The sequence below is a fragment of the Glycomyces dulcitolivorans genome, from assembly GCF_003265355.1.
GTDB classification, from domain to species: Bacteria; Actinomycetota; Actinomycetes; order Mycobacteriales; family Micromonosporaceae; genus Glycomyces; species Glycomyces dulcitolivorans.
This window is the reverse complement of sequence record NZ_QFRW01000092.1, coordinates 1-23,596: the sequence shown is the minus strand read 5'-3', so window position 1 is coordinate 23,596 and position 23,596 is coordinate 1. Positions and strand designations below refer to the sequence as shown.

Sequence of the window (23,596 nt, the reverse complement as noted above, 5' to 3'; positions counted from 1 at the left end):
TCAGGCCAGCGCGGCGCAGGTCCAGGTGCGCCTCGCCCGGGACGGCGGCCGGGACGCCGGCGGCCAGCGCCGCGGCCTCGACGGGCGCGTCCGCGGGGAGCGCGGCGGCGGTCAGGGTCCAACCCTCGTGGAGCGGTCGGAACGTCGCGGGAAGGAAGGTCATGTGGGTCCTCAGCATCGTGGGTGTGCGGTCGTTCGGCTCAGCGGGCGGCGGCGGGGACGCCCGCTTCGCGCCATTCGCCGGCGAAGTGGTCGTAGCAGCGGCCGTTGTCGATCGCGTCGCGCTCGACAGTGTCATTGAAAGCGCTGTCGTCGGCGGTGACGCGGCCGAGGCGCTCGGGGTCGGGCGCGGCGGCGGCGAGGAGTTTCGTGTACTCGTGGTGCGGGTCGAGGATGACCGCGTCGGCGGGTCCGCGTTCGACGACACGGCCCCGGTAGAGGACGGTGATCTCGTCGGAGAAGTGGCGGGCCGTGGCGAGGTCGTGGGTGATGTAGAGGACGGCGAGGTCGTCCTCTCTTTGGAGGCGGCCCAGGAGGTTGAGCACGCCGAGGCGGATGGAGACGTCCAGCATGGACACCGGTTCGTCGGCGATGAGGACCTTGGCGCCGGGGGCGAGCGCGCGGGCGATGGCGACGCGCTGGCGCTGGCCGCCGGAGAGCTCGTGGGGGCGCCGGGGCGCGATGTTCGCGGCGGGGGTGAGGTTGACGCGTTCGAGCATTTCGAGGACGCGTTCGCGGGTCTCCTCGCCTGCGGCCGTGCGGTTGTGGATGCGCAGGGGCCGGGCGATGTGGTGCTCGATGGAGTGGAACGGGTTGAGGGAGGCGAAGGGGTCCTGGAAGACCATCTGGACCTCGCGGCGGTAGGCGCCCTTCTCCACAGTGGTGCCGTCGTCGCGGACGACTTCGACCGTGCCGGAGGTGGGGGTCTCCATGCGGGTGAGGATCTTCGCGATGGTGGACTTGCCGGAGCCGGACTCGCCGACGAGCGCGACCGTGCGGCCGGGTTTCAGGTCGAGACTGACGTGGTCGACGGCGCGCAGGCGGGTGCGCTTGAGGCCGTTGCGGATCGTGTAGTCCTTCACCAGGTCGGCGACGTGGACGCTGGTCATGCTCGCTCCTCGGTCAGGTCGGCGCCGATCTCGGACGCTGTTTCATCAATGCCGGTGCGGATGAAGGCGCCGCGTTCGCCCGAGAGGCTCGGGAAGGAGCCCAGGAGCTTCTTCGTGTACGGGTGCTTCGCATTGTGGTACAGACCCGCGGCGGTGTCGAGTTCCACGATCTCGCCTTCGAGCATGACGGCGATGCGGTCGCTGATCTCCAGCAGCAGCGGCAGGTCGTGGGTGATGAAGACGACGGCGAAGTCGAGTTCGTCCCGCAGGCGCACGATCTCGCGGAGGATGTCGCGCTGGACGACGACGTCGAGTGCGGTGGTCGGCTCGTCCATGATCATGATCTGGGGTTCCAGGAGCATGGCCATGGCGATCATGACGCGCTGCCTCATGCCGCCGGAGAGCTCGTGCGGGTAGGAGCCCAGGCGCCGGGGGTCGACGCCGACGCGGCGGAGGACGTCTTCGGAGCGGGTGCGGATCTCCTTGCGTCCCATGCGGGGGCGGTGGGCGAGGAGGGTGTCGCGGAGCTGGGCGCGGACGGTGGTGACCGGGTTGAGGGCGTTCATGGCGCCCTGGAAGACCATGGAGAGCTTGTCCCAGCGGAAGGCCCGCAGGTCGCGGTCTTCGAGGGCGAGGACGTCGATGTCCTCGCCGGTGCGGTCGTGGAAGGTGATGCGGCCCGAGGCGATGCGAGCGGGCGGGCGGTGGAGGCGGTTGACGGCGTAGGCGAGGGTGGTCTTGCCGCAGCCGGATTCGCCGGCGAGGCCGAGGATCTCGCCGCGATGGAGAGTGAGGGAGGCGTTGCGGACGGCGGTGACTGGTTCGTCCACTTCGTACACGACGGTGAGGTCGTCGACGGTGAGCACCGGTGCGTCGGGGGTGGTCATCGGTCGGTCTCCTTCGCGGCGGTGCGGGCGAGGTCGCGTTCGAGGCGCAGGGCCCGGCGGGCGCGCCTGCGGTGCTGGCGCAGGTTCTTGAGCTTGGGGTTGATGACCTCGTCGATGGAGAAGTTGACGAGGGACAGGCCGGTGCCGAACAGGGCGATCATCAGGCCGGGCGGCACGAACCACCACCAGGCGCCGAGCGAGAGCGCGAAGCCGTTCTGGGCGTAGAAGAGCATGGTGCCCAGGGTCGCGGAGTTGGAGGCGCCGAGGCCGATGTAGGAGAGTCCGGCCTCGCCGAGGATCGCGGCGATGACGGCGAACACGAACTGGGAGGCGATGACCGGCAGCAGGTTCGGGAGGATCTCGACCACGATGACGCGCCACGGCTTCTCGCCGGAGACCTGCGAGGCGGCGACGTAGTCCCGTTGGCGCACCGAGAGGGTCTGGGCGTGGAGGACGCGGGCCGAGGCGGCCCAGCCGGTGACGGCCAGGACCACGGCGATCGTCCACAGCCCGCGGCTCTCGCGGGGCACGAACCCGGAGATGACGATGACCAGCGGCAGGCCCGGGATGACCAGGAAGACGTTGGTGAACAGGGAGAACGCGTCGTCGAGGAACTTGCCGCGGTAGGCGCCGTAGATGCCGAAGAACGCCGAGAGGACGGTGGCGAGGACGCCGACGAGCAGTCCGATCTGGAGGGAGCCGCGGGTCGCGAAGGCGAGCTGCGCGAGCACGTCCTGGCCGGTCTGGGTGGTGCCCAGCCAGAAGTCGGCCGAGGGCGGGGTCAGGCCCTGGTCGCGGATCTGCCGCGGGTCGCCCACCAGGAGCGGCCCGAGGAGCCCGAACAGGCTGATGCCGGCGACGAGGATGAGGCCGATCGCGAGCCAGGGGGTCATGGTCGGCAGGAGGGAGCGCCAGCCGGAGCGGGCGGGGGCCGCCGCGACGGGAGTCGTGTTGGCGGGCTTGAGGTTCGTCATGGTCGCCGCTCCTTACGCCCGGGCCCGGGTGCGGGGGTCGATGATGCCGTAGAGCAGGTCGACCAGGAGGTTCGCGCCCAGCACGGCGAGGGTGATGAACAGGAACACGCCCTGCATGAGGGCGTAGTCGTTGTTGGTGACCGCGCCCAGCAGACGCCCCCCGATGCCGGGGTAGGAGAACACCTGCTCGGTGATGACCGAGCCGGAGACGACGAAGCCGAGCGAGATCGCGAACCCGGCGACCGAGGGGAGCACGGCGTTGCGCGAAGCATAGGAGCGCAGGATCTTCCGCGGCGACAGGCCCTTGGCCTCGGCGGTGAGGATGTAGTCCTCCGAGAGCGTGGAGACCATCATGTTGCGCATGCCCAGGAGCCAGCCGCCGATCGAGGCGAGCACGATCGTCAGCGCCGGCAGGAACCCGTACTGGATCGCCGAGGCGATGAACTCGCCGTTCCAGCCGGGGGTGAGGACCACGTCGTAGCCGCCTTGGAGCGGGAACCAGCCCAGGACGCGGGCCAGGAGGTAGACGAGGATGAGGGCGAGCCAGAAGTAGGGGACGGCGGCCAGGAGCGTGGTGGAGGGGACGAGCGAGTCCAGCCACGTCCCCGGCTTCCAGCCCACGATCGCGCCCAGGGCCACGCCGAGGACGGCCGCGATGACCGTGGCGACCCCGACCAGCACCACCGTCCACGGCAGCGACGTGAGGATCACGTCGGAGACCTTGGCCGGGTAGTAGCTGACCGAGACGCCCAGGTCGCCTTTGGCGAGGTTCCGCAGGTAGTCCCAGTATTGAATCCACAGGGGATCATCGGTGTCGCCCCCGAGGAGGAGCGCGTACGCCTTGCGGGTCTCCGGGGTCACCGTCTCGCCGCGCTGCTGGAGCTTGGCCAGCAGGATGTCGACGGGGTTGCCCGGCAGCAGGCGCGGGATGGCGAAGTTCAGCGTCAGCGCCGCCCACAGGGCGACGGCGTAGAAGCTCAGTTTGCGCAGGAAATAGTTCACCGTGTCTCGACTCCTCCTCGGGGGCGTGCGCCCTCTAGCCCTGCGGTTCGAGGTGCTTGAGGATCTCGGCGCAGTCCCAGGCGGACCAGACCGCCGGGAACGCGTAGAGGTCCTCGTCCGAAGGCCAGCCGGTGAACTCGGCGGTGTTCCACACGCTGGTGGTGCCGCCGGTCATGATCGGGACGTACGGCATGTCCTCCCAGACCGCGGCCTGGATCGTGTCGAAGTACGGCTGGCGGGCCGCCACGTCGTCCAGCGGCAGCGACGAGAGCGCGGCGAGGGCCGCGTCCACGTCCGCATTGTCGAAGCGCGCGTAGTTGTTCCCCGCGGACTCCCCCACCTCGGTGGTGGCGGTGGAGACGAAGAAGTAGTTGTACAGGTAGTACGGGTCGGCCGTCGGGCCCTGCCACAGCGAGTCGATCGCGAGCTCGAACTCGCCCTTGAGGCGCTTGTCGGTCCACTCGTTCCACGAGGACTGGGCGGCGTCGATCTCGATGCCGGCCTCCTTCGCCTGGGAGGCGATGGTGTCCACGGCGGTGATGTAGTCGGTCCAGCCGGTGACGACCTCGATGGTGAGCGAGAGGCGCTCGCCGTCCTTCTCGTAGATCCCGTCCGAGCCCTTGGCCCAGCCGGCGCCTTCGAGGATCTGCGAGGCGGTGTCGGCCTGCGCGGTCTGCGGCGCGACCGGCTCTTCGATTGCGGCCGAGACGAACTGGTCCTGGCTCGGGGTGAGGGTGAAGACCGGGGAGACGTCGTTCGCAGTGTCCATGAACGCCAGCGAGTTCAACTGGTCGCGGTCCATCGCGTAGTAGAGGGCCTTGCGCACGGCCGGGTCGGTCTGCGGCCCGGTGCAGCCGAGGTCCGCATTGGAGCAGGTGCCCAGGACCATCTGGTTCTGCCACTGCGTGTACGCGTCGTAGTTCGGGAAGTTCTCGTGGGTGTTCTGGATGTCGGGGATCGGACCGGTCTGCCAGTCGATGGTCCCCGCGGCGATCGCGTCGGCACCGGCCTGGTTGCCCGACAGCGAGAGGTAGCGGACCTCCTTGACCTTCGGCTCGCCGCCCCAGTAGTCGGGGTTCGCCTCCAGTGTGTACGCCTGCGGCTTGAACTCCTTGAGCGTGAAGGCGCCCGTGCCGACCGGGTCCTCGACGACATCGGCGGTCGGGTCGACGTCCTTCCACAGGTGCTCGGGGACGATCGGGGTGCTGAGCAGGTCGGGCGCCTTGGTGAACATCGGCGTCGCGAAGGTCAGGGTCACGTGCGTGTCGTCGACGGCCGCGGCCGTGCCGTCGTAGCCGCCGCCGTTGATCGCGGGGGTGGCCTTGAGCAGGTCGAAGGTGAAGACCACGTCGTCGGCGGTGAACGCCTCGCCGTCGGTCCACGTCACGCCCTCGCGCAGCGTCACGGACAGGACCGTGCCGTCCTCGTTCCAGGCCTGCTCGGTGCCCAGCAGCGGCTCGGGGTCGCGGACCTCGGCCTTGTTGAAGAAGAAGAGGGATTCGAAGATCGTCCCCATGCCGCCGATCTTGGTGGGCGAGAAGGGGTTGAAGTTGATCTGGTAGTCGCCGGCCTGGCCGGTGTAGACCACGAGGGTGTCGCTGGAGCCGGAGCCGCCTGAAGCCCCTGAACAACCGGTGAGCGCCAGGCCGAGCACGGCCGCGCCCGCGAGGGCGGCCGCGGCGCGGCGCCGCAATCCGTTCTTGGGTGACATCGTCGTCCTTTCGGGTCCGGGGCGCCGTCGCCCGCGGAACTGGAGGGGGTGCGCCCGCTTGGGCGTCCGGCCAATTATTAACCTGTTAAATTTAAGGTGTCAAGAATAAGATCCGATGAACTTCGAGAGGAGGCCGCCAGATGCACCGACCGGGCGGAGCCCGCGCCGGCGCGGCCAGACGCGTCCTCGATCTCCTTCGGACACAGGGCGTCATCAGCCGCGTCGAGCTCGCCGAGCGCACCGGCCTGACGGCGGCCACCATCACCAACACCGTGCGGCCGCTCATCAGTGACGGGTTGGTGCGCGAGATCGGACGCGACCCGCAGCCCGGCCGCGGCCAGCCGCGGCGGCTCCTGCAACTCGTCCCCGGCGCCTGGCACGCCGTCGGCATCCAGGTCGACCGCACCACCACCACGATCGTGGTGCTCGACTTCGCAGGAGGCCCCGTCGCGACCGCGGACCTGCCCGGCACCGGCGGCCGCGGCCCCGAGACGACCGTGGCGGCGCTGGCCGGGCACGTCGAGGAGCTGCTCGACCGCGCCGGAGTGGCCCGCGAGCGGGTGCTCGGGGTCGGCCTGGTGACCCACGGACCGCAGGACCTGGAGCGGGGCGTGCTGCTCACGGCGCAGCCCGGACCCGACTGGCTCGAATACCCGCTGACCGCGGCGCTCGCGGCGCGGCTCGAACTGCCGGTGCTGCTGGAGAACGACGCGACCGCCGCCGCGGTCGGCGAGCTGTGGGCCGGGTCCCCGCAGACCGACACGTTCGGGCTCATCTACATGGCCGCGGGGATCGGCGGCGGCGTCATCGTCGACCGCGAGGTCTACCGGGGCCGGGCCTCCAACGCCGTCGAGATCGGGCACGTGGCCCTGACCGGGAGCAGCCGCCCGTGCGTGTGCGGCGGCTCGGGCTGCGCGCAGGCCGAGGCCGCGCCGCACGCGGTCGTCGCGCGGGCGCTCGCCGACACCGGCTTCGCCGACCGGTTCGCCGTGACCGGAGCACGCGACGGGACCCTGGACGACTTCGACCGGATCGCCCGCGCCTGGCGCTCGGGGGACCGGGACGCGGCCGCGATGCTGGAGCAGTCGGCGCGCTGGATCGGCCGGGCCGCCGTCACGCTGGTGAACCTGTTCGACCTCGACACCGTCGTCCTCGCGGGCCCGGCGTTCACGGTCGCCGGGACGCTGTACCGCGACCATGTGGCGGCCGAGCTCGAACGGCTCGCCTTGAGCCGGGCCCTGGTGCGGCCCAAGGTGCTCGTGTCCTCCAACGCCGCCAGCGCGGCCGCGCTCGGCGGGGCGCTGCACGTGCTGCGGACCATGCGCATCGGCGCGCCGCCGCGACCGGGCGAGGGCGAGCCCGCGCCCCCGTGAACTCCCCCGATTTCGCCCGGTCACCGAACGGGCGTGTCCAGTAAGGTGATACCTGCCCGTTCACCCCGAGTAAGGAGTCCGCATTGCGCTCGTTCGGCGCCGACACGCGCCTGCCCACGCTGGCGGTCGTGCTCGACATCATCCGCGAGCGGGGGGCCGTCAGCCGCGTGGAGCTGGCCGACGCGACGGGCATGACGCCGGCGACGATGACGCACGCGGTCCGCAAGCTCACCGCGCTCGGCCTGGTCCACGAGGTCGGCACCGTCCCGGCCAACCGCGGGACCCCGCGGCGGCTCATCGGGATCAAGGCCGACGCCTGCTACATGGTCGGCGTGCAGCTCGACCAGTTCGCGGCCGTCGGCGTCGTGGTCGACCTGGCCGGGCGGGTCGTGGTGCGCCACGACATGCCCGGGGCCGGCAAGCGGGCCCTGGCCGATGTCGTGGCCGATCTCGCCGAGCACGTACGGACGATGCTCAAGGACGCGGCCGTGCCCGGGGACAAGGTCCTCGGGATCGGCCTGGCCACGTACGGGCCGCAGGACCGGGAGGCCGGGGTCGTGATCACGCCGCACCCGACGCCGGAGTGGACCGGGTACCCGCTGGCCGCGACGCTCGCCGAGGCGACCGGGCTGCCGGTGGCGCTGGAGAACGACGCGACCGCCGCGGGGCTCGGCGTGCAGACCCTCGGCGGGTCGGGGTCGAGCTTCGCGGTCGTGTTCATGTCCGGCGGCATCGGCGGCGGCGTCATCCTCGACGGCCACCCGTACCGGGGCGTGACCTCGAACGGCGTCGAGCTCGGCCACATCTCGGTCGACGCGCTCGGCGCGGACTGCTCGTGCGGCAACCGCGGCTGCCTCGACCCGGTCGCCGGGCCGCGCCCGGTGGTCGAACGGGCCCTTGAGAATCCGGCCCTCGCGGCCCGGCTCGGGCTGGGCGCCGACACGCTCACCGACTTCAACCTCATCGGCCGCGCCGCCCGCGAAGGCGACGCCGAGGCGGCCGCGCTCATCGCCGACTCCGCGCAGCGCCTCGCCGTCGCCACGGTGACCCTGGTGAACATGTTCGACGTGGGCCGGGTGGTCCTGGCCGGGCAGGCGTTCTCGGAGGCGGGACAGCTGTACCGGGACGTCCTGGAGGAGTGGCTCAACCGGTCGGTGTTCATGCGGCACGTGCACACCGTGGAGGTCGCGCTCGCCGACGACGTCGCGCAGGCCGCGGCGCTCGGCGGAGCGGCCGTGGTCCTGCGCAACCTGCTTGAGTCGCCGAATCCCGAACTGCGGGGCGCCGCTTAGGCGTTGCGGACGCAGCCGGAGTGGACCGCGAGCAGCGTGGTGCCGTCGGCGACCTCGAACTCGATGAAGACGCCGTCCCCGCGCCTGGCCGTGAGGCGGTGCCCGGGTTCGATGGTCTCGTCGATGACGATCACCTCGTCGAAGGTGATCTCCCAGCCTTCGGCGACGAGGTGGTCGCGCATCGCCGCGACGGCGTCCGCGCCGGGGCCGGAGGTCGCGATGTGCTCCTCGAACCAGTAGACGACGGTGAACTCCGACCACTCCTCGTCCAGGTCGTCCCGGTCGTAGCACTCGATGCTCGACTCGCGGTGGCCGTTGGAGGCCGGGAAGCCTTCCACCCCTTGGAGAACGGCGAGGGGTTCGGCGATGGCCTCCTCCAGCAGGGCCGGGGCCTCGGCGCCGTCGAAGGAGCGCTCGGGGTGCCGGTTGTCGGGGTCGTTGACCTGGCCGTTCCAGACCAGGAGGGTCGCGATGATTGCGGCCGCGACGGGGACGACGACCAGTTCGGGCACGAGTGCGCGCTTGGGTTCGCCGCCGGTGCGGATGCGGTCGCGGGTGGCCGTGCGGACCAGGAGCGCGAGTTCCAGGAGCAGGGCGAGGGCGAAGGGCGCGGCGATGACGATCCACGGCATCAGCTTCACGATCTGGAACGTCGTGGCGGCCAGGGAGAGTATGAGGAGGAGGCCGCCCCACTTGGTGCGTCCTATTTGGATCGCGGCGAGCAGGTGCACCGCGGCCTGGGGCACGACGAGCCAGACGTACCCGGCGGTCATCGCGTTCGCGTCGGCCGTGGAGAAGTCGCCGGACATCCCGTCCAGTTCGAGCAGCAGCGGGTAGAGCCAGATCGCGCCGACGACGAGGTAGGCGAGCTGGAGTGTCAGGACGATGCGGAGCCCGAGGAGCGGGCGCCGACCTGTTGCGGTGGAAGGGGTGTCAACGGTGAGCGTCATGGGTCGGCCTTTCGAGGGAGTGTGACCGGAAGACTACTCAACGGTAACTTCGGGGTCGGGTCACGAGACTCCCCAGATCGGGCCAACTAGCTCAGCAGCACCGCGCGCCCGGGTGCTCGTCGCCGCGGTCAGTGCGCTGGCGCTCGAACTCGCGCCGCGGGAGGGCCGGCGCGCCCGGGTGGGCGCGCCGGTGGCGTTCCAGATAGCGCTCGTAGGCGGTCTCGCCGGTGAGTTCCCGCAGGTACCACCGGACGAGACCGTACAGGCGGCGCGGCGTCACGGCCGGTCTTCCTCCGCAACGGAGTCCTCAGTGGAGGGGACGTGGCCGGCGGAGACCAGCAGCTTCGACTCGACGTACGGGGCCTCGGTCGTCGGCAGCGGCTCGGCGGACCGGACCGCGCGCCAGCAGACCAGGGCCGCGTTGAGGATGATGACGACGACCAGCGACGCGAAGAACGCGGCGAGGACGCCGTCCACGGTGGAGTTGGTGACGACGGTCTGCATCTGGTCGAGGTCCTTGGCCGGGGCGAGGACCTCGCCCTGGTCGAGGGCCTGCGCGTAGCGCTCGCGCTGGGCGAAGAACCCGATGCGCGGGTCGTCGGAGAAGACCTTCTGCCAGCTCGCGGTCAGCGTCACGACCGCGGTCCAGGCGAGCGGGACGGCGGTGACCCAGGCCCATTTCAGGCGCCCGCTCTTGACCAGCACGGTGGTCGCGACGGTGAGGGCGATCGCGGCGAGCAGCTGGTTGGCGATGCCGAAGAGCGGGAAGAGCTGGTTGATGCCGCCGAGCGGGTCGTTGACCCCGGCGTAGAGGAAGTACCCCCACGCGCACACCACGACCGCGCTGGTGGCCCACAGGCCGGGCTTCCAGCCGACGCGGCCGAGGGGCTTCCAGACGTTCCCGAGGGTGTCCTGGAGCATGAAGCGGCCCACCCGGGTTCCGGCGTCCACAGTGGTCAGGATGAAGAGCGCTTCGAACATGATCGCGAAGTGGTACCAGAAGGCCTTGAGCCCGTCGCCGCCGAAGACGGAGGACAGGATCTCGGACATGCCCACCGCGAGTGTCGGCGCGCCGCCGGTCCGGGCGACCAGGGACTCCTCGCCGACCGCGTCGGCGGCGGCCTGGAGGTCCTGCGGGGAGATGGTGAAGCCGAGGTTCGCGACGGCGGTGGATGCGGACTCCACTGTGGTGCCGAGGACGCCGGCGGGGGCGTTCATGGCGTAGTAGAGGCCCGGGTCGAGGACGCAGGCGGCGATCAGGGCCATGACGGCGACGAACGACTCCATCAGCATGGCGCCGTATCCGATCATGCGGACCTGGGACTCCTTCTGGATCATCTTCGGCGTGGTGCCGGAGGCGATGAGCGCGTGGAATCCCGAGAGCGCGCCGCAGGCGATGGTGATGAACACGAACGGGAAGAGCTTCCCGGCGAAGACCGGGCCGAGGCCGCTGGTCGCGAAGTCGGTCACGGCCTCGGTCTGGAGGACCGGGGCGGTGATGAGGACGCCGACGGCCAGGAGCGCGATGGTGCCGATCTTCATGAACGTGGACAGGTAGTCGCGGGGCGCCAGGAGCATCCACACCGGCAGGACCGCGGCGACGAAGCCGTAGACCACCAGGCAGAACACGAGCGTCTGCGGGGTGAGCGTGAACGCGTCGGCCCAGGCTGAGGCCTGGACCCAGCCGCCGGCGACGATCGCGAGGACCAGCAGCGCGACGCCGATGAGACTCGTCTCGATCACCCGGCCCGGTCTGATCGTGCGCAGGTAGAAGCCCATGAGCAGCGCGATGGGGATGGTCATGGCGATCGAGAACGTGCCCCACGGGGAGGCGGCCAGCGCGTTGACGACGACGAGCGAGAGCACCGCGAGGATGATGATCATGATGGAGAAGACGCCGATGAGGGCGGCGGCGCCGCCGATCGGACCGATCTCGTCGCGGGCGAGCTGGCCGAGGCTCTTGCCGTTGCGGCGCATGGAGATGAAGAGGACGACCATGTCCTGGACGGCGCCGGCGAAGATGACGCCGATGATGATCCACATCGTGCCGGGCAGGTAGCCCATCTGGGCGGCGAGGACGGGTCCGACGAGCGGGCCGGCGCCGGCGATGGCGGCGAAGTGGTGGCCGAGGAGGACGCGGCGGTCGGTGGGCTGGTAGTCGACGCCGTCGTCGAGCCGTTCGGCGGGGGTGGCGCGGGTGTCGTCGACTTTGAGGACTCTGCGGGCGATGAAGCGGGCGTAGAAGCGGTAGCCGATGGCGTAGGAGCCGAGGGCGGCGACGACGAGCCAGAACGCGGAGACCTCTTCGCCGCGGACGAGGGCGATGACGCCCCAGGCGACGGCTCCGGCGATGGAGACGGCCGTCCATATGAGGACGGACCGCCAGTTCGGTCTGGTTCTGGTGCTTCCGGGGGTGGTCATGGGATCCTCCGTAGTCCGGCCGCTCGGGCGGTGGGGTGCGCGGCCTTGTGTTGCGGGTCACCAGTATTTCGTACGTATTGCCGGTAAATCAACCGTCGTGCGCCGCCGATATCGAAAAGATCCCTTGCGGTGGCTAGGCCCAGGATTGCGGCGGAAGCTGGGTCCAGGCGTGGCTGGCGGCGACGAGTTCGGCGACGTCGCCGGGGCGGGTGAGGCTGCGGCCGGTGGCGAGTTCGATGCGGCGCAGGCGGTGCCGGATGGTGTTGGGGTGGCAGGTGAGGAGTTCGCCGGTGGCCTGGGCGGAGCCGCCGGACTCGATCCAGGCGGTGAACGTCTCCAGGAGGAGGTCGCGGCGGTCGGGCGGGAGGGCGAGGAGGCCGCCGAGGATGGTCCGCGAGGTCTCCTGGGCGGCATCGGGTGCGGAGGCGACGAGGACGTTCATGGGGTTGTCGCGGAACTGCTCGACGGTTCCGGTGCCGGCGGCGTTGGTGTTGCGGCGCAGGACGATGCGGGCGAGGCCGAGGGCCCAGGCGGCGCGGCGCAGCGGGGCGAAGACGGGGCTGACGCCGACGGGTCCGGAGGCGTGGCGTCCGAGGACGTCGAGGACCGGCCGCATGCGGGAGGCGTTCTCCAGGGAGAGGACGCCGACGAGGGCGTCCTGGGTGAGGTGCCAGACGGAGCTGACGTCGATGGCCGAGAGGTTGGAGTCGACGCGCGGGATGGGGTCCTGGCCGAGGCCGGTGGCGGCCGCGACGACGACGAAGACGCCTTCGACGGGCAGGCGGAGCTTCTCGGCGACCTCGACGACGGTGGCGAGGCCGATGTCGCTGGAGAGGAGGACGTTGACGAGGGCGGCGCGTTCGCGCTCGCGGGTGAGCAGGAGGTGCTGGGCCTCTTCGCGGTAGGCGTGGATGAGGGTGTCGCCGACGAGGTTGTGGAGGTGGAACCAGTTGCGGGACAGGTCGACGACCTCTTCGGCGGGGATGGCGGGCGCGGTGCGGGCGGCGCGGATGATCGCGCCCCACGCCTCGTCGTAGCCCATGCGGAAGGAGGTGAGGAGGTCGGCGAGCGGGAGGCCCTGCTGGGCGCGGACGCGGCCGGTCTTGACGGCCGAGGCGAGGTCGAACTTGCGTCCGGCCAGGCGGTCGAAGGCGTCCTGGACGTTGGAGGTGACGGATTCGAGGACGTCGGCCGGGGTGGCGACCGCGCCGGTGGAGTAGATCGGGATCTCCGCGAAGATGCGGTCGGTGATGCGCTGGGCGATAGCCGCGATGCCCGGGCCGATCCGCCGGATGACCTCTTCCGCTGTCCTGCTGGTCGACTCGATGGTCTCCACTGTCACTTCCGCTTTCTCGGGGGATGCCGCCCTGCGCGGGCGCTGTGCCCTGGAACAACGCGGGGGCCGAAACGCTGTCCTGCGCGCCAACGACCGGATCCGGGCTCACGCGTCAATCTATATGGCGTGAGCGACCGGCGCCGGACCGTGCGTGTCAGCGAAAGGGTGGATTGCGGTGGAGACGATGATCGTCGGGTTGGCGACCGAGGAGGCGCGGGGACGGATCGCCGCGTGCGCCGACCACATGGGCGTGTCGCGCTCGGTCGCGACGGCGGCCGACGTGCCCGAGCTGCTGGAGATCCACCGCCGCTCCCCCGCCGACCTCGTCGTGGTGGACCTGGCGTTCACCGGTTCGGACCCGGTCGTGTTCGCGGGCGCGGTGCGGGCGCGGAGCCCGTTCACGGAGGTGGTGCTGACGGGGCCGATCTCGCCGTTCACGGCCTCGCGGGCGATGGCGTCGGGCACGAGGGCGCTGGTGTGCGGGCCGGGCGCCGAGACCGACCAGCTGACGGCGTCGGTGGCCCGGTCGATCATCCTGACGTTCCCGGGCGCGGTGCGGGCGGCCGCGGCGATGCCCCGCAGGCATCCCGGAAGTCGACCCGATCGGCTGACGCCGCGGGAGGTCCAGGTGCTGCGGGCGATGAGCGACGGGAAGTCGAACGCGCAGATCGCGACCGAGCTGTTCCTGTCGGTGGACACCGTCAAGTGCCACGCGAAGCGGCTGTTCCGCAAGCTCGGCGTCCACGACCGCGCGCACGCGGTGGCCGAGGCGTTCCGCTCGCGCCTGATCTGCTGAGGGCGATCGCGTCCCGGTTTGCCGCTGTTCCCGGGCCCGTGTCCCCGCTATGCTGGAAAGCTATTCGCTGCAGCACGGGAGGCAACTGTGCGTATTAGTGATATTTTGCGGTCCAAGGGCTCCGGGGTGGTGACCATCCGGCCGGAGGACTCGGTGCGCACGCTGGTGGCGCAGCTGCACGAGCACAACCTGGGCGCGCTGGTGGTGAGCGCGGACGGGTCCACGGTCGCCGGGATCGTCTCGGAGCGCGACGTCGCCAGGGGGCTCCACGCCGATCCGGGCCTGTTGGAGGCGCCGGTCTCGCAGATCATGACATCGAGCGTGCACACGCGGGTCCCGGAGGACTCGATCGCGGACCTGATGGTGCTCATGACCGAGCGGCGCATCCGGCACGTCCCGGTCGTCACGAACAGCGGGGCCCTGGTGGGCATCGTCAGCATCGGCGACGTCGTCAAGAGCCGCATCGGGCAGCTCGAATTCGAGCGGGAGCAGCTGGAGGGCTACATCTCCGGGGCGGGCTGAGCGCCGGGCTCCCAGGGGACCGGGGCGCTGAAGTCGGCGCCCAGGAGGCGGACGAAGTTCCAGTAGTCGTCGTCCGCGACCTCGCCGTGGTCGTCGAGGAGCAGCCGCGCGGGCGGGAACGGCCGGCCTTCGCGCAGCTGGGCGAGTTCGACGAGGTGGGCGCGGCCGGTCGCGGGGTCGGTCCCGCCGTCGAAGACCGCGAGCGCGGCGCGCAGCGCGGGCTGGAAGGTGCCGGGCTCCCACAGGCCCTCGATCTCGTCGAGCTCGATCGTGACGTGTTCGCCGGGGGCGGCGGCGACGGCGCGGCGGAGCATCGCGGCGTGCTCGTCCAGCGGCCCTTCGGCGGCGAAGAGCCGGTTGAGGACGGGGACGGCGGCGTCGAGCTGGGCGAGGGCGTTCTCCCGGCCGGTCAGCGGCGCGGTGGCCTCGACGATCTCCTCCTCGTCGTCGCCTGCGGGCGTGTCGATCTGGACGAAGTCGCCGTCGGGGCCGAACTCGTAGTAGACCGCGTCCGGGTCGGGCTCGATCACGATCGTCTGGGTGACCAGGTCGTCGGGCCGGAACATCGCGAGCCACAGCAGCGGCACGCACCGCACGTCGTAGGCGACGACGTCGGTGTCGGGCCGGAAGTCCTTGTCGGTGGTCGAGGGGTAGAGCGACGCGGGGCCGGTGGCGCACAGGTATGAGGAGTTCGGCATGGGCGCAGCTTAGAACGGCCCCGCTCCCCGGCGCCGCACGACCATCGCAACGGACGTCCCGGCCGTGGCCGCAACCCTCCAAGTCGCCTGGAACGCCCGGCGAAAGGCGCTCTCCGGCGGCCGATCAGTCGAGTGACGGTGGGCCGACCGGCAGTGACCGTCCTCGTGGGACCATTTTGGAGGCGGGTCTCGTTGGCGCCCAAGGAATGCGGCGGCCGCCGCATTCCGGTCACGAGACTCCCCCGTGCCCACGAGCACCGATTGTGCCGGATGCTCCCGTCTGGAGACGAGTCGTCATGGACCAGCCCCCCGTCATGGACCCCCCGGTCAAGGACAAGCCCCCACGCAAGCGCCGCGTCACCGCCAACCGCGCCCGGCTCGCCTTCGAAGCCGTCCTGGCGGTGACCGCCGTGATCTCCGTGTTCATCGCGCTGGCGAAGAACGACGAGGCCAAGCAGTCCCAGCAGCAGGAGCAGAACCTCTCGGTCGAGATCACGAACCTGGTCGAGGAGGTCGACGACGGCAACGCCGAGATCGAGGCGCTCCAGGGCCAGATCGACGAGTTGGAGGCGTCCGACGCGCCCTCGGGCGATCCGGCCGCCGAGGACGCCAGCGGCTTCCTGGTCCTGGAGAACGCCGTCGACACCGGTGCGTGCGACGACTACGGGTACGGCAACTGGGCCGAGCAGGCCGTGCAGTACGCGGGCGACCCGTACAGCCGCGGGTTCAACTGCGGGATGGCCAAGGGCAACGCGACCGACACGGCGGGCGGGTACATCGACTTCCTCGTTCCCGAAGGGGCGGTGACGCTCTCGGGCCTGGCGGGGATCGACGAGAACTCGGACGCGACCGACATGCAGGTGTCGGTCGCGATCTACTCGGTGCCGAACGTGACCGACCCGGTGTGGAGCGCCGAGCTCGCCTACGGCGGCCTGGAGGCCTTCGAGCTCGACGTCTCGGCCGTGTCGCGGGTGCGGTTCGAGGTGACGATGCTCGACGCCGAGGAGAGCAAGCAGTTCACCGCGGGCTTCGCGGACGTGCGCTTCACCGCCTAGGGCGCCGCCCCAGCTTCGCCCCATCTTTCCTCTGCGCGCCCGGTGCAGGATCTGCGCCGGGACGCGGTCGAGCCTTCGGTGCTCGCGAGTCGCGTTCCTCCCCTAGGCGAGAGGAAGCAGACGATGAGGCGTGCGCTGAGGAAGTTGGAGATCAGCGACGTGGCCGATCTCCACCGCGACGACGACTAGGAACCTGCCTTGACCGCTTCGCCTCCGGGTTCGGGGGCCGGCTGGGGCGCTTCGGTTTCGGGTTCCTCGCGGTCGATGCGGGTGGTGAGGCCGATGACGAGGGCGCCGAGGGAGCCCGCGGCGGCGAAGATGCCGATCGCGACCGACGGCGAGATCGCGGAGGCGAGGAGGCCGCCGAGCGCGATGCCGAGGCCCTGGGCGGTCTGGAGGCCGGCCGAGGCGAAGCCGATGGCGCGCGAGCGCATGCCGTCGGGGATGAACTGCGCGAACCTTACCTGGGCGAGCACGATGTAGGCGTGGAAGACGCCCGCGATCATCCACAGCACCACGGTGAGCCACAGCGGCGGCGCGGCCGCGGTCGCCATGAGGGGGACGCCCGCCGCGACCGCCAGGGGCACCGTCAGGCGCCGCCGCCAGTCGCTGTTGAGCCTGGCGACCAGGAGCGCGCCCACGGCGGTGCCGACCACGACCGAGGCCATGAGGATGCCGACGGCCTCCTCGCCGGCGCCGATCTCGGCGGCGTAGGGCGCGGCGAGCGCCTCGGCGACCACGAAGCAGCCGACCATCCACACCAGACCGGCGATGGCGAACAGGTGCCGGTTCCCGACGACGAGCTTGATGCCGGCCAGGGCGAAGCCGCTGCCGCGCTTGGAGCTGGTGCCGTCCTGCTCGGGCAGGTGCGGGCTGACGCCCCACTGGAGGAGCGCGGCCGAGATCAGGAACGTGACGGCGTTGAGCGCCAGCGCCGTCTGCGGCCCGAAGGCGCCGACGACGATGCCGCCCAAGGCGAATCCGGCGATCTGCGCGATCTGGTCGGTGGAGGTGATGATGCTCATCCCGACCGGGAAGAGGTTCCCCGGGAGGGTTCGCGGGACGGTGGCGACGCGCGCGGCCGAGAACAGCGGCTCGGGGCAGGTGACGGCGACCAGGAGGACCGCGAGGACGGGGAGCGGCACGCCGGGGATCGCCATGAGTCCGATGAGGACGGCGCGGAGGAGGTCGACGATGACCATGACGGCGCGGCGCGAGTACCGGTCGGCGAGGCCGGCCAGGAGCGGTGCGGTGATCAAGGGCGGCAGGTAGGTCAGGGCGTAGGTCAGGGCGGTGTAGGCCGCCGAGCCGGTGCGGTCGAAGACCAGGAGCGCCACGGCGACGCGGGCGATCTGGTCGCCGGCGCGGGACTGGGCCTGGGCGATCCACAGGAAGCGGAATTCGCGGACGGCGAGGACGTCGCGGAATCGGGCGGTGCGCTCGGTCATGGGTTCCCTTGTCGGCGTTATGGAGTGATGTGCAGGTCCTTCAGACCTGGATCCGACTCGGCCCGGGCTCCCGTCGGCGCTTCGTTCGGATCTGCGGCAAGATAACCCGATCCGCACCGGCCTGTCAACGGGCGCAACGGTTCCGTGAGCAGCTCGTATACCGGGCGTATGCGCGGCGTATGCGGTCGCGGGGTCCTCAGGCGGCCCAGTGGCGGAGCTTGTCGGGGTTGCGGACGACCCAGATGCGGGTGACGCGGTCGGCGGCGGTGTCGAAGGCGGCGACCGCCGCGACGGCGCCGTCGCGCTGGGCGACGAGGCCGGGCTGGCCGTTGACGATGCGCTCCAGGATCTCCAGGCCGGGGGCGTAGCGGGCGAGGTCGAGCATGTAGCGGGCGATCGCCTCGGCGCCTTCGACAGGGTGCAGGGCCGCGCCGACGAGGCCTCCGCCGTCGGCGGTCATGGCCGCGTTCGGGTCGAGGAGGTCGACGAGCGCGGCGATGTCGCGGGCCTCCCAGGCGAGTTTGAAGTCGCGCACGAGGTCGGCGCGGGCCGGGGCGGCGGCCGGGGGGCGGGAGTCGCGGATGCGGCGCCGGGCGGAGGAGGCGAGCTGGCGGCACGCCTCGGTCGAGCGGCCGACGATGCCGGCGACCTCGGCGAACGGGTACCGGAAGACGTCGTGGAGGACGAACACGACGCGCTCGGCCGGGGTCATGGCGTCCAGGACCACCAGGAACGCCATCGACACGGTCTCGTCGAGCGTGACCCGGTCGGCCGGGTCGTCGGGGACGCGGCCCTGCGACCACTGCCCGGGGACCGGCTCGGGGATCCACTCCCCCACGTACCGCTCGCGCCGCGCCCGGGCCGAGCCGAGCTGGTCGAGGCAGATGCGGCTCGCGACCGTGGTCAGCCACGCGCCGACCGACGCGACCTCGTCCTGGCGCTCGCGCGGCATGGCGTACCAGCGCGCATAGGTCTCCTGCACGGCGTCCTCGGCGTCGGCGAGGGAGCCGAGCAGGCGGTACGCCAGGTTCAGCAGCTGGCGCCGCTCGCTCATGACGGCGGCGAGGCCGTCGGGTTCGTCCATGGGTCCACTCTCGCTCACGTCCCTCCGACGACGCAGGCCCCCCGAATGTGAGGTGCGCCCGGTCCCTCACGTTCGGGGGCGGTGCGTCGTCGGGTGTGCAGAACCTGGAAAGGACTCCGAATGCTACGGAAACTCATGGCCCTGCCCGCGGGGCGGCGCGCGAAATGGGCGGTCATCGCCGTGTGGATCGCGCTGCTCGTCCCGGCCGGGATGCTCGCCGGGCGGCTCGGCGAGGTCGAGGACAACGACAACTCGGCGTGGCTCCCGGCCGACGCCGAGTCGACCGAGGTCGCCGAGCGGGTCGAGGACTTCATGCCCGCGGGCACGGTGCCCGCGATCGTGGTTTACGAGCGGCCCGGCGGCGTCGAGGACGCCGACCTCGCGAAGGCCGAAGCCGATGCGGCCGCGTTCGCCTCGCTCGACGGCGTGGACGGGGAACCGCAGGGGCCCTTCGTGTCCGAGGACGGGGAGGCGATTCAGATCGTCGTCCCGGTCCACAAGGGCAAGGAGGGCTGGGACGGGCTCGGCGCGATCGTCGACGACATGACCGAGGCCGCCGAGGGCGGGCCCGAGGGGCTCGACTTCTACGTCACCGGCCCGGCCGGGAACGCCTCGGACTCGATCAAGGCGTTCAGCGGCTCGGGCGCTTTGACCGCGATCACCGCGCTCGTGGTCGTCGCGATCCTGCTGCTCACCTACCGGAGCCCGGTGCTCCCGCTGCTGCCGCTGCTGACCGCGGGCGGCGCGCTCGTCGGCTCCGAGGCCGTGATCTACCTGCTGGCGAAGCACGCCGGGCTGGTGGTGAACAACCAGACGAGCTTCATCCTCACGGTGCTGGTCTTCGGCGCCGCCACCGACTACGCGCTGCTGCTGATCTCGCGCTACCGCGAGGAGCTGCGGCGCCACGAGGACCGGCACGAGGCGATGGCCGAGGCGCTGCGCCGCTCCAGCCCGGCGATCGTCGCCAGCGCGGCGACCGTGGCCGTCAGCCTCATGCTGCTCATGTTCGCGGTCCTGAAGTCGACCCAGGGCATGGGCCCGGCCTGCGCGATCGGGATCGTCGTGGGCCTGCTGGCGATGACGACGCTCATGCCGGCGGTGCTGGTGGCGTGCGGGCGCTGGGTGTTCTGGCCGGTCAAGCCGAAGTACGGGACGGCTCGTGCGGAGCGGGCCGGGGTGTGGACCCGCGTCGGGGCAATGGTCGCCAAGCGGCCGCGCCTGGTGTGGGTCGGCACCGCGGTGGTGCTGGGCGCCATGGCGATCGGGGTCCTGGAGCTGAAGGCCGACGGGCTGGCCGCGCGGGACCAGTTCACGAGCGAGCCGCAGTCGGTCACCGGCGAGGCGGTCCTGGCCGAGCACTTCCCGGCCGGGACGGGCGACCCGGTGTACGTGATCACGGCGGTCGCCGACGCCGCGGACGTGTCCGCGCTGCTCGCCGACGTCGACGGGATCGCGGGCACAGCCGAACCGGTGGTCGCGGGTTCGGAGGCGCTGATCCTCGCCGAGCTGGAGGACTCCCCGACGAGTGAGGCGGCGCTGGCGACGGTCGAGCGCGCCCGCGAGGCGGTCGGCGGCGACGCGCTGGTCGGCGGGAGCACCGCGGTCCTGCTCGACACGCAGGAGGCGGCCGCGCGGGACTCGACGGTGATCATCCCGATCGTGCTGGCGACGGTGTTCCTCATCCTGGCGCTGCTGCTGCGGGCGCTGGTGGCGCCGCTGCTGCTCATCGCGACGGTGGTGCTGTCGTTCGGTGCGGCCCTTGGCGTCAGCGCCCTGGTGTTCGAGCACGTCTTCGGGTTCGCGGGCGCGGAGGCGTCGTTCCCGCTGCTGGTGTTCGTGTTCCTGGTCGCGCTCGGGGTGGACTACAACATCTTCCTGGTGGCGCGCGTGCGCGAGCTGGCGCCGAGTATCGGGACGAAGCGCGCGGCGCTGGAGGGCCTGTCGGCGACCGGCGGGGTGATCACCTCGGCGGGCCTGGTGCTGGCCGGGACGTTCGCGGCGATGGGCTCGCTGCCGCTGGTGTTCGCCGCCGAACTGGGCTTCGCGGTCGCGTTCGGGGTCCTGCTGGACACGCTCGTGGTGCGCTCGATCCTGGTCACGGCCCTGACGCTGGACACCGGCCGCTGGATGTGGTGGCCGAGCCGACTGTTCCGCGCGCAGGAACCCGTTGCGGCCGAACCGGACCGCGAACCGGCGTCCGCGACCAGGTGAACCGGTTGCGCCCCTCGCGGGGCGCAACCGCCCGTTCCGATCGGCGCGTGGAACCATATGGTCGATTGGAAGGTGCAAGTGACCATCGGGTTCCGTGTTCTCGGGCCGGTCGAGATCCTCGACGGCGGGCGGCCGCAGGGCGCCACGACCGCGCAGCAGCGGGCGGTGCTCGCGATGCTGCTGCTGGACCTCGGCCGGGTGGTCCCGGTCGGGCGGCTCATCGCGGCGCTGTGGGCGACCGAGCCGCCCGCGTCGGCGCGCAACGCCGTGCGGGTGCACGTGACGAAGCTGCGGGGGCTGGTGGCGGCGGACCCGACGGTCGCGATCACGACCGTGGGCGAGGGGTGGCGGCTGACCTGCGATCCCGACCGCGTCGACCTGTACCGCTTCCGGGACCTGGTCGAGCGGGCCCGCACCGGCCCGGCCGCGGAGGCCGGGGCGCTGCTGCGGGCGGGACTGGCGGAGTGGCGGGGGCCCGCGCTCGCGGATGCGACCGGTCACTGGCTGGCCGGGACGGTCGTCGAGGGCCTGGAGGACGAGCGGCTCGCCGCGACCGAGGACCGGATCGCATTCGACCTGCGTTCCGGTGCGCCCCAAGCGGTGATCCCCGAGCTGTCGGTGCTGGCCGCGGAGCATCCGCTGCGCGAGCGCCCGGCCCAGCTGCTCATGGCGGCGCTGCACGACGGCGGGCGGACCGCCGAGGGCCTGGAGGTGTTCCAGCGGACCCGCAGGCACCTGGTCGAGGAGCTGGGCATCGAACCGGGCGCGGTCTTGCAGCGGGAGCACAAGCGGCTCCTGGACGGCGCGGGCGGCGAGGCGAAGACCGTTGCGCCCCTTCCCAGGCAGCTGCCCGGCGACGTGGCCGCCTTCGCCGGGCGGGCCGGACAACTGGCATATCTGGACGGACTCCTGGAGAAGCCGGGGCCGCTGGTGGCGACCGTCGCGGGCATCCCCGGGGCGGGGAAGACCTCGCTGGCGGTGCACTGGGCGCACCGCGTCAAGGACCGGTTCCCGGACGGGCAGCTGTACCTGAACCTGCGCGGGTTCGAGCCCACCGGCGAGGCCGTCGATCCGGCCGACGCCGTGCTGCGATTCCTTGACGCCCTTGAGGTTCCGGCCGACCGCATCCCGGCCGAGGCCGACGCCCGCTCGGCCCTGTACCGGAGTCTCCTGGCGGACCGGCGGATGCTCGTCGTGCTCGACAACGCCCGCGACGAGGCGCAGGTGCGCCCGCTCCTGCCCGGCGCGGACGGATGCGCCACGGTCGTGACCGGCCGGACCCAGCTCGCCGGACTGGTCATCCACTATGGAGCACACTTGCTGACGCTCGACGCCTTCGACGCCGCCGAGTCCCGCGACCTGCTGGCCGGCCGGATCGGCACCGCACGCGTCGAGGAGGAGCCGGAGGCGGCCGCGCGGATCGTCGAGCGGTGCGCCGGGCTCCCGCTGTCGCTGGCGATGGTCGCCGCCCGCGCCGCCGTCCAGCCCGACTTCCCGCTCGCCTTCCTTGCGGCCGAACTCGAAAGCGAGACCGGGCTCGACGCGTTCGAGAGCCCGGACGCGGCGATGGACCTGCGGAGCGTCTTCTCGTGGTCCTACCGGCAGCTGACCCCCGAGGCCGCCCGCATGTTCCGGCTCCTCGGGCTCCACTGGGGACCCGGGTTCGCGGCCGAGACGGCCGCGAGCCTCGCCGGTGTCCCGGTCGCGACCGCGACGCGGTGGCTCCGCGAGCTGCGCCGGATGCAGCTGGTCGCCGAGCACGCCCCCGGCCGGTTCGACCTCCACGACCTGCTGGCCGCCTACGCCGCCGAGCTGACCGAGGCGCTCGACAGTCCCGAGGACCGGTCCGCGGCGACGCGCCGCCTGCTCGACCACTACCTGCACACCGCCCGTGCGGCCGAACGCATCCTGGCCCCGCACCGCAGTCCGATCCGCCTCCCCGATCCCGTACCGGGGGCACTGGTCTTGGTTCCGGAGAGCCATGCCCAGGCGTCGGCCTGGTTCGAGGCCGAGCGGCCCGCGCTCGTCAACGCCGTGGACGCCGCCTACCGCCGCGGATGCGACCGGCACACCTGGCAGCTCGCACGGCAGCTCGCGACGCACCTGCGGCGCACCGGACTCGGGTCGGCGTGGCTGGCGACGCAGCGCCTCGCGGTCGCGGCGGCCGACCGCTCGGGCGACGCGCAGGCCGTGGCGCTGGCCCATCACGGGCTGGCCGCCGCTCAGATCAGGTTCGGCGACCACGCGGAGGCCGAGGCGAATCTCTTGGAGGCGTTGCGGCACTTCGAGACCCTGGACGACCTCGACGGGCAGGCGAACGTGCACTCGGTGCGGTGCCTCATCAGCGAGGCCGCCGGGGACTTCACGACCACGCTCGCCTACGCCGGGCGGAGCCTCGCCCTGTTCCGGGCCGCCGGGAACCGGCACGGGCAGGTGCGGGCTCTGAACAACGTCGGGTACAGCCACGCCGAGCTGGGCGCGCACGACCTGGCCGTCGCCTCCTTCCTTGAGGCGCTGGACCTCTCGCGGGAACTCGGCGACCCGGACGGCAAGGCGACCACACTGGACAGCCTCGGGTTCACGTACGCCAGGCTCGGCGAGCATGCCAAGGCGATCGAGTCCTACCGGTGCGCCGCCGAGCTGCTCGACCGCTCCGGCGAGCGCTTCCGCGCCGCCGCCGCGCGGCACCGCCTCGGCGACGCCCACCTGGCGGCCGGGGACCGCGAG

19 protein-coding genes are annotated in these 23,596 nt (G+C 71.7%); 7 read left to right on the top strand and 12 right to left on the bottom strand.

The genetic code is table 11. From position 1 onward, the window contains the following. Positions 1 to 200: 200 nt before the first annotated feature. Genes DI269_RS10900 through DI269_RS10880 form a run of 5 tightly spaced genes read right to left on the bottom strand, consistent with a single transcriptional unit; the run spans position 201 to position 5,683 of the window. Entirely contained in the window at positions 201 to 1,109 is a 909-nt protein-coding gene (locus tag DI269_RS10900; protein ID WP_112135686.1) for an ABC transporter ATP-binding protein, read from the bottom strand. After that, positions 1,106 to 1,996 (bottom strand): ABC transporter ATP-binding protein, encoded by an 891-nt coding sequence (locus DI269_RS27730; RefSeq protein WP_112135683.1) that lies wholly within the window; start codon positions 1,994 to 1,996, stop codon positions 1,106 to 1,108. Before DI269_RS27730 ends, DI269_RS10900 begins: the two co-directional genes overlap by 4 nt. Further along, entirely contained in the window at positions 1,993 to 2,970 is a 978-nt protein-coding gene (locus DI269_RS27725; protein ID WP_112135681.1) for an ABC transporter permease, read from the bottom strand. The genes DI269_RS27730 and DI269_RS27725 overlap by 4 nt, the downstream gene beginning before the upstream one ends. A 12-nt stretch (positions 2,971 to 2,982) precedes the next feature. Further along, positions 2,983 to 3,972: an ABC transporter permease gene (locus tag DI269_RS10885; RefSeq protein WP_112135679.1), complete on the bottom strand. Its 990-nt coding sequence runs from the start codon at positions 3,970 to 3,972 to the stop codon at positions 2,983 to 2,985. 34 nt (positions 3,973 to 4,006) lie between these two features. Beyond that, complete coding sequence (locus tag DI269_RS10880) at positions 4,007 to 5,683, bottom strand: ABC transporter substrate-binding protein (protein WP_112135677.1); 1,677 nt, start codon at positions 5,681 to 5,683, stop codon at positions 4,007 to 4,009. A gap of 140 nt (positions 5,684 to 5,823) precedes the next feature. Between DI269_RS10880 and DI269_RS10875 the strand changes: the two genes are divergently transcribed. Then, on the top strand, positions 5,824 to 7,056 hold the full coding sequence (locus tag DI269_RS10875; RefSeq protein ID WP_112135674.1) for an ROK family transcriptional regulator: 1,233 nt from the start codon (positions 5,824 to 5,826) through the stop codon (positions 7,054 to 7,056). 83 nt (positions 7,057 to 7,139) lie between these two features. Further along, on the top strand, positions 7,140 to 8,348 hold the full coding sequence (locus DI269_RS10870; RefSeq protein ID WP_112135672.1) for an ROK family transcriptional regulator: 1,209 nt from the start codon (positions 7,140 to 7,142) through the stop codon (positions 8,346 to 8,348). Here the strand turns inward: DI269_RS10870 and DI269_RS10865 are convergent. The 4 genes from DI269_RS10865 to DI269_RS10850 all read right to left on the bottom strand — a co-directional run bounded on the left by DI269_RS10865 (position 8,345) and on the right by DI269_RS10850 (position 13,061). Beyond that, a complete protein-coding gene (locus DI269_RS10865; RefSeq protein WP_112135670.1) occupies positions 8,345 to 9,298 on the bottom strand; it encodes a hypothetical protein in 954 nt (317 codons plus the stop codon). The two genes, DI269_RS10870 and DI269_RS10865, sit on opposite strands and share 4 nt — an antisense overlap. A gap of 91 nt (positions 9,299 to 9,389) precedes the next feature. Then, entirely contained in the window at positions 9,390 to 9,578 is a 189-nt protein-coding gene (locus DI269_RS10860; RefSeq protein WP_112135667.1) for a YbdD/YjiX family protein, read from the bottom strand. Next, positions 9,575 to 11,719, bottom strand: coding sequence for a carbon starvation CstA family protein (locus tag DI269_RS10855; protein WP_112135665.1), 2,145 nt, complete (start codon positions 11,717 to 11,719; stop codon positions 9,575 to 9,577). The genes DI269_RS10860 and DI269_RS10855 overlap by 4 nt, the downstream gene beginning before the upstream one ends. Before the next feature lie 133 nt (positions 11,720 to 11,852). Further along, positions 11,853 to 13,061: a PucR family transcriptional regulator gene (locus DI269_RS10850; RefSeq protein ID WP_157974898.1), complete on the bottom strand. Its 1,209-nt coding sequence runs from the start codon at positions 13,059 to 13,061 to the stop codon at positions 11,853 to 11,855. 169 nt (positions 13,062 to 13,230) lie between these two features. On the opposite strand from DI269_RS10850, the gene DI269_RS26575 reads away from it, so the two are divergent. Together DI269_RS26575 and DI269_RS10840 are read left to right on the top strand one after the other, a co-directional pair. Then, positions 13,231 to 13,851, top strand: a complete 621-nt coding sequence (locus DI269_RS26575; protein ID WP_332871941.1) for a helix-turn-helix transcriptional regulator — start codon at positions 13,231 to 13,233, stop codon at positions 13,849 to 13,851. A gap of 87 nt (positions 13,852 to 13,938) precedes the next feature. Next, complete coding sequence (locus DI269_RS10840; RefSeq protein WP_112135661.1) at positions 13,939 to 14,373, top strand: CBS domain-containing protein; 435 nt, start codon at positions 13,939 to 13,941, stop codon at positions 14,371 to 14,373. On the opposite strand, the gene DI269_RS10835 is transcribed toward DI269_RS10840, so the two are convergent. Next, positions 14,352 to 15,071 (bottom strand): hypothetical protein, encoded by a 720-nt coding sequence (locus DI269_RS10835; RefSeq protein WP_112135659.1) that lies wholly within the window; start codon positions 15,069 to 15,071, stop codon positions 14,352 to 14,354. The genes DI269_RS10840 and DI269_RS10835 overlap by 22 nt on opposite strands. Positions 15,072 to 15,367: 296 nt before the next feature. Between DI269_RS10835 and DI269_RS10830 the strand changes: the two genes are divergently transcribed. Beyond that, entirely contained in the window at positions 15,368 to 16,126 is a 759-nt protein-coding gene (locus DI269_RS10830) for a hypothetical protein (RefSeq protein ID WP_112135657.1), read from the top strand. A 185-nt stretch (positions 16,127 to 16,311) separates the two neighbouring features. On the opposite strand, the gene DI269_RS10825 is transcribed toward DI269_RS10830, so the two are convergent. Together DI269_RS10825 and sigJ are read right to left on the bottom strand one after the other, a co-directional pair. After that, positions 16,312 to 17,574 (bottom strand): MFS transporter, encoded by a 1,263-nt coding sequence (locus DI269_RS10825; RefSeq protein ID WP_112135655.1) that lies wholly within the window; start codon positions 17,572 to 17,574, stop codon positions 16,312 to 16,314. A gap of 196 nt (positions 17,575 to 17,770) precedes the next feature. Continuing rightward, the gene (gene sigJ, locus DI269_RS10820) at positions 17,771 to 18,658 is read right to left on the bottom strand and encodes an RNA polymerase sigma factor SigJ (RefSeq protein ID WP_112135653.1); all 888 of its coding nucleotides are present in this window, start codon (positions 18,656 to 18,658) and stop codon (positions 17,771 to 17,773) included. Positions 18,659 to 18,778: 120 nt separating this feature from the next. Here sigJ and DI269_RS10815 point away from each other — a divergent pair, with 120 nt between their 5' ends. Beyond that, positions 18,779 to 20,869, top strand: a complete 2,091-nt coding sequence (locus tag DI269_RS10815) for an MMPL family transporter (RefSeq protein ID WP_112135651.1) — start codon at positions 18,779 to 18,781, stop codon at positions 20,867 to 20,869. A 78-nt stretch (positions 20,870 to 20,947) separates the two neighbouring features. Next, the coding region (locus DI269_RS10810) for an AfsR/SARP family transcriptional regulator (RefSeq protein WP_198667321.1) at positions 20,948 to 23,596 on the top strand (2,649 nt) is incomplete at its 3' end.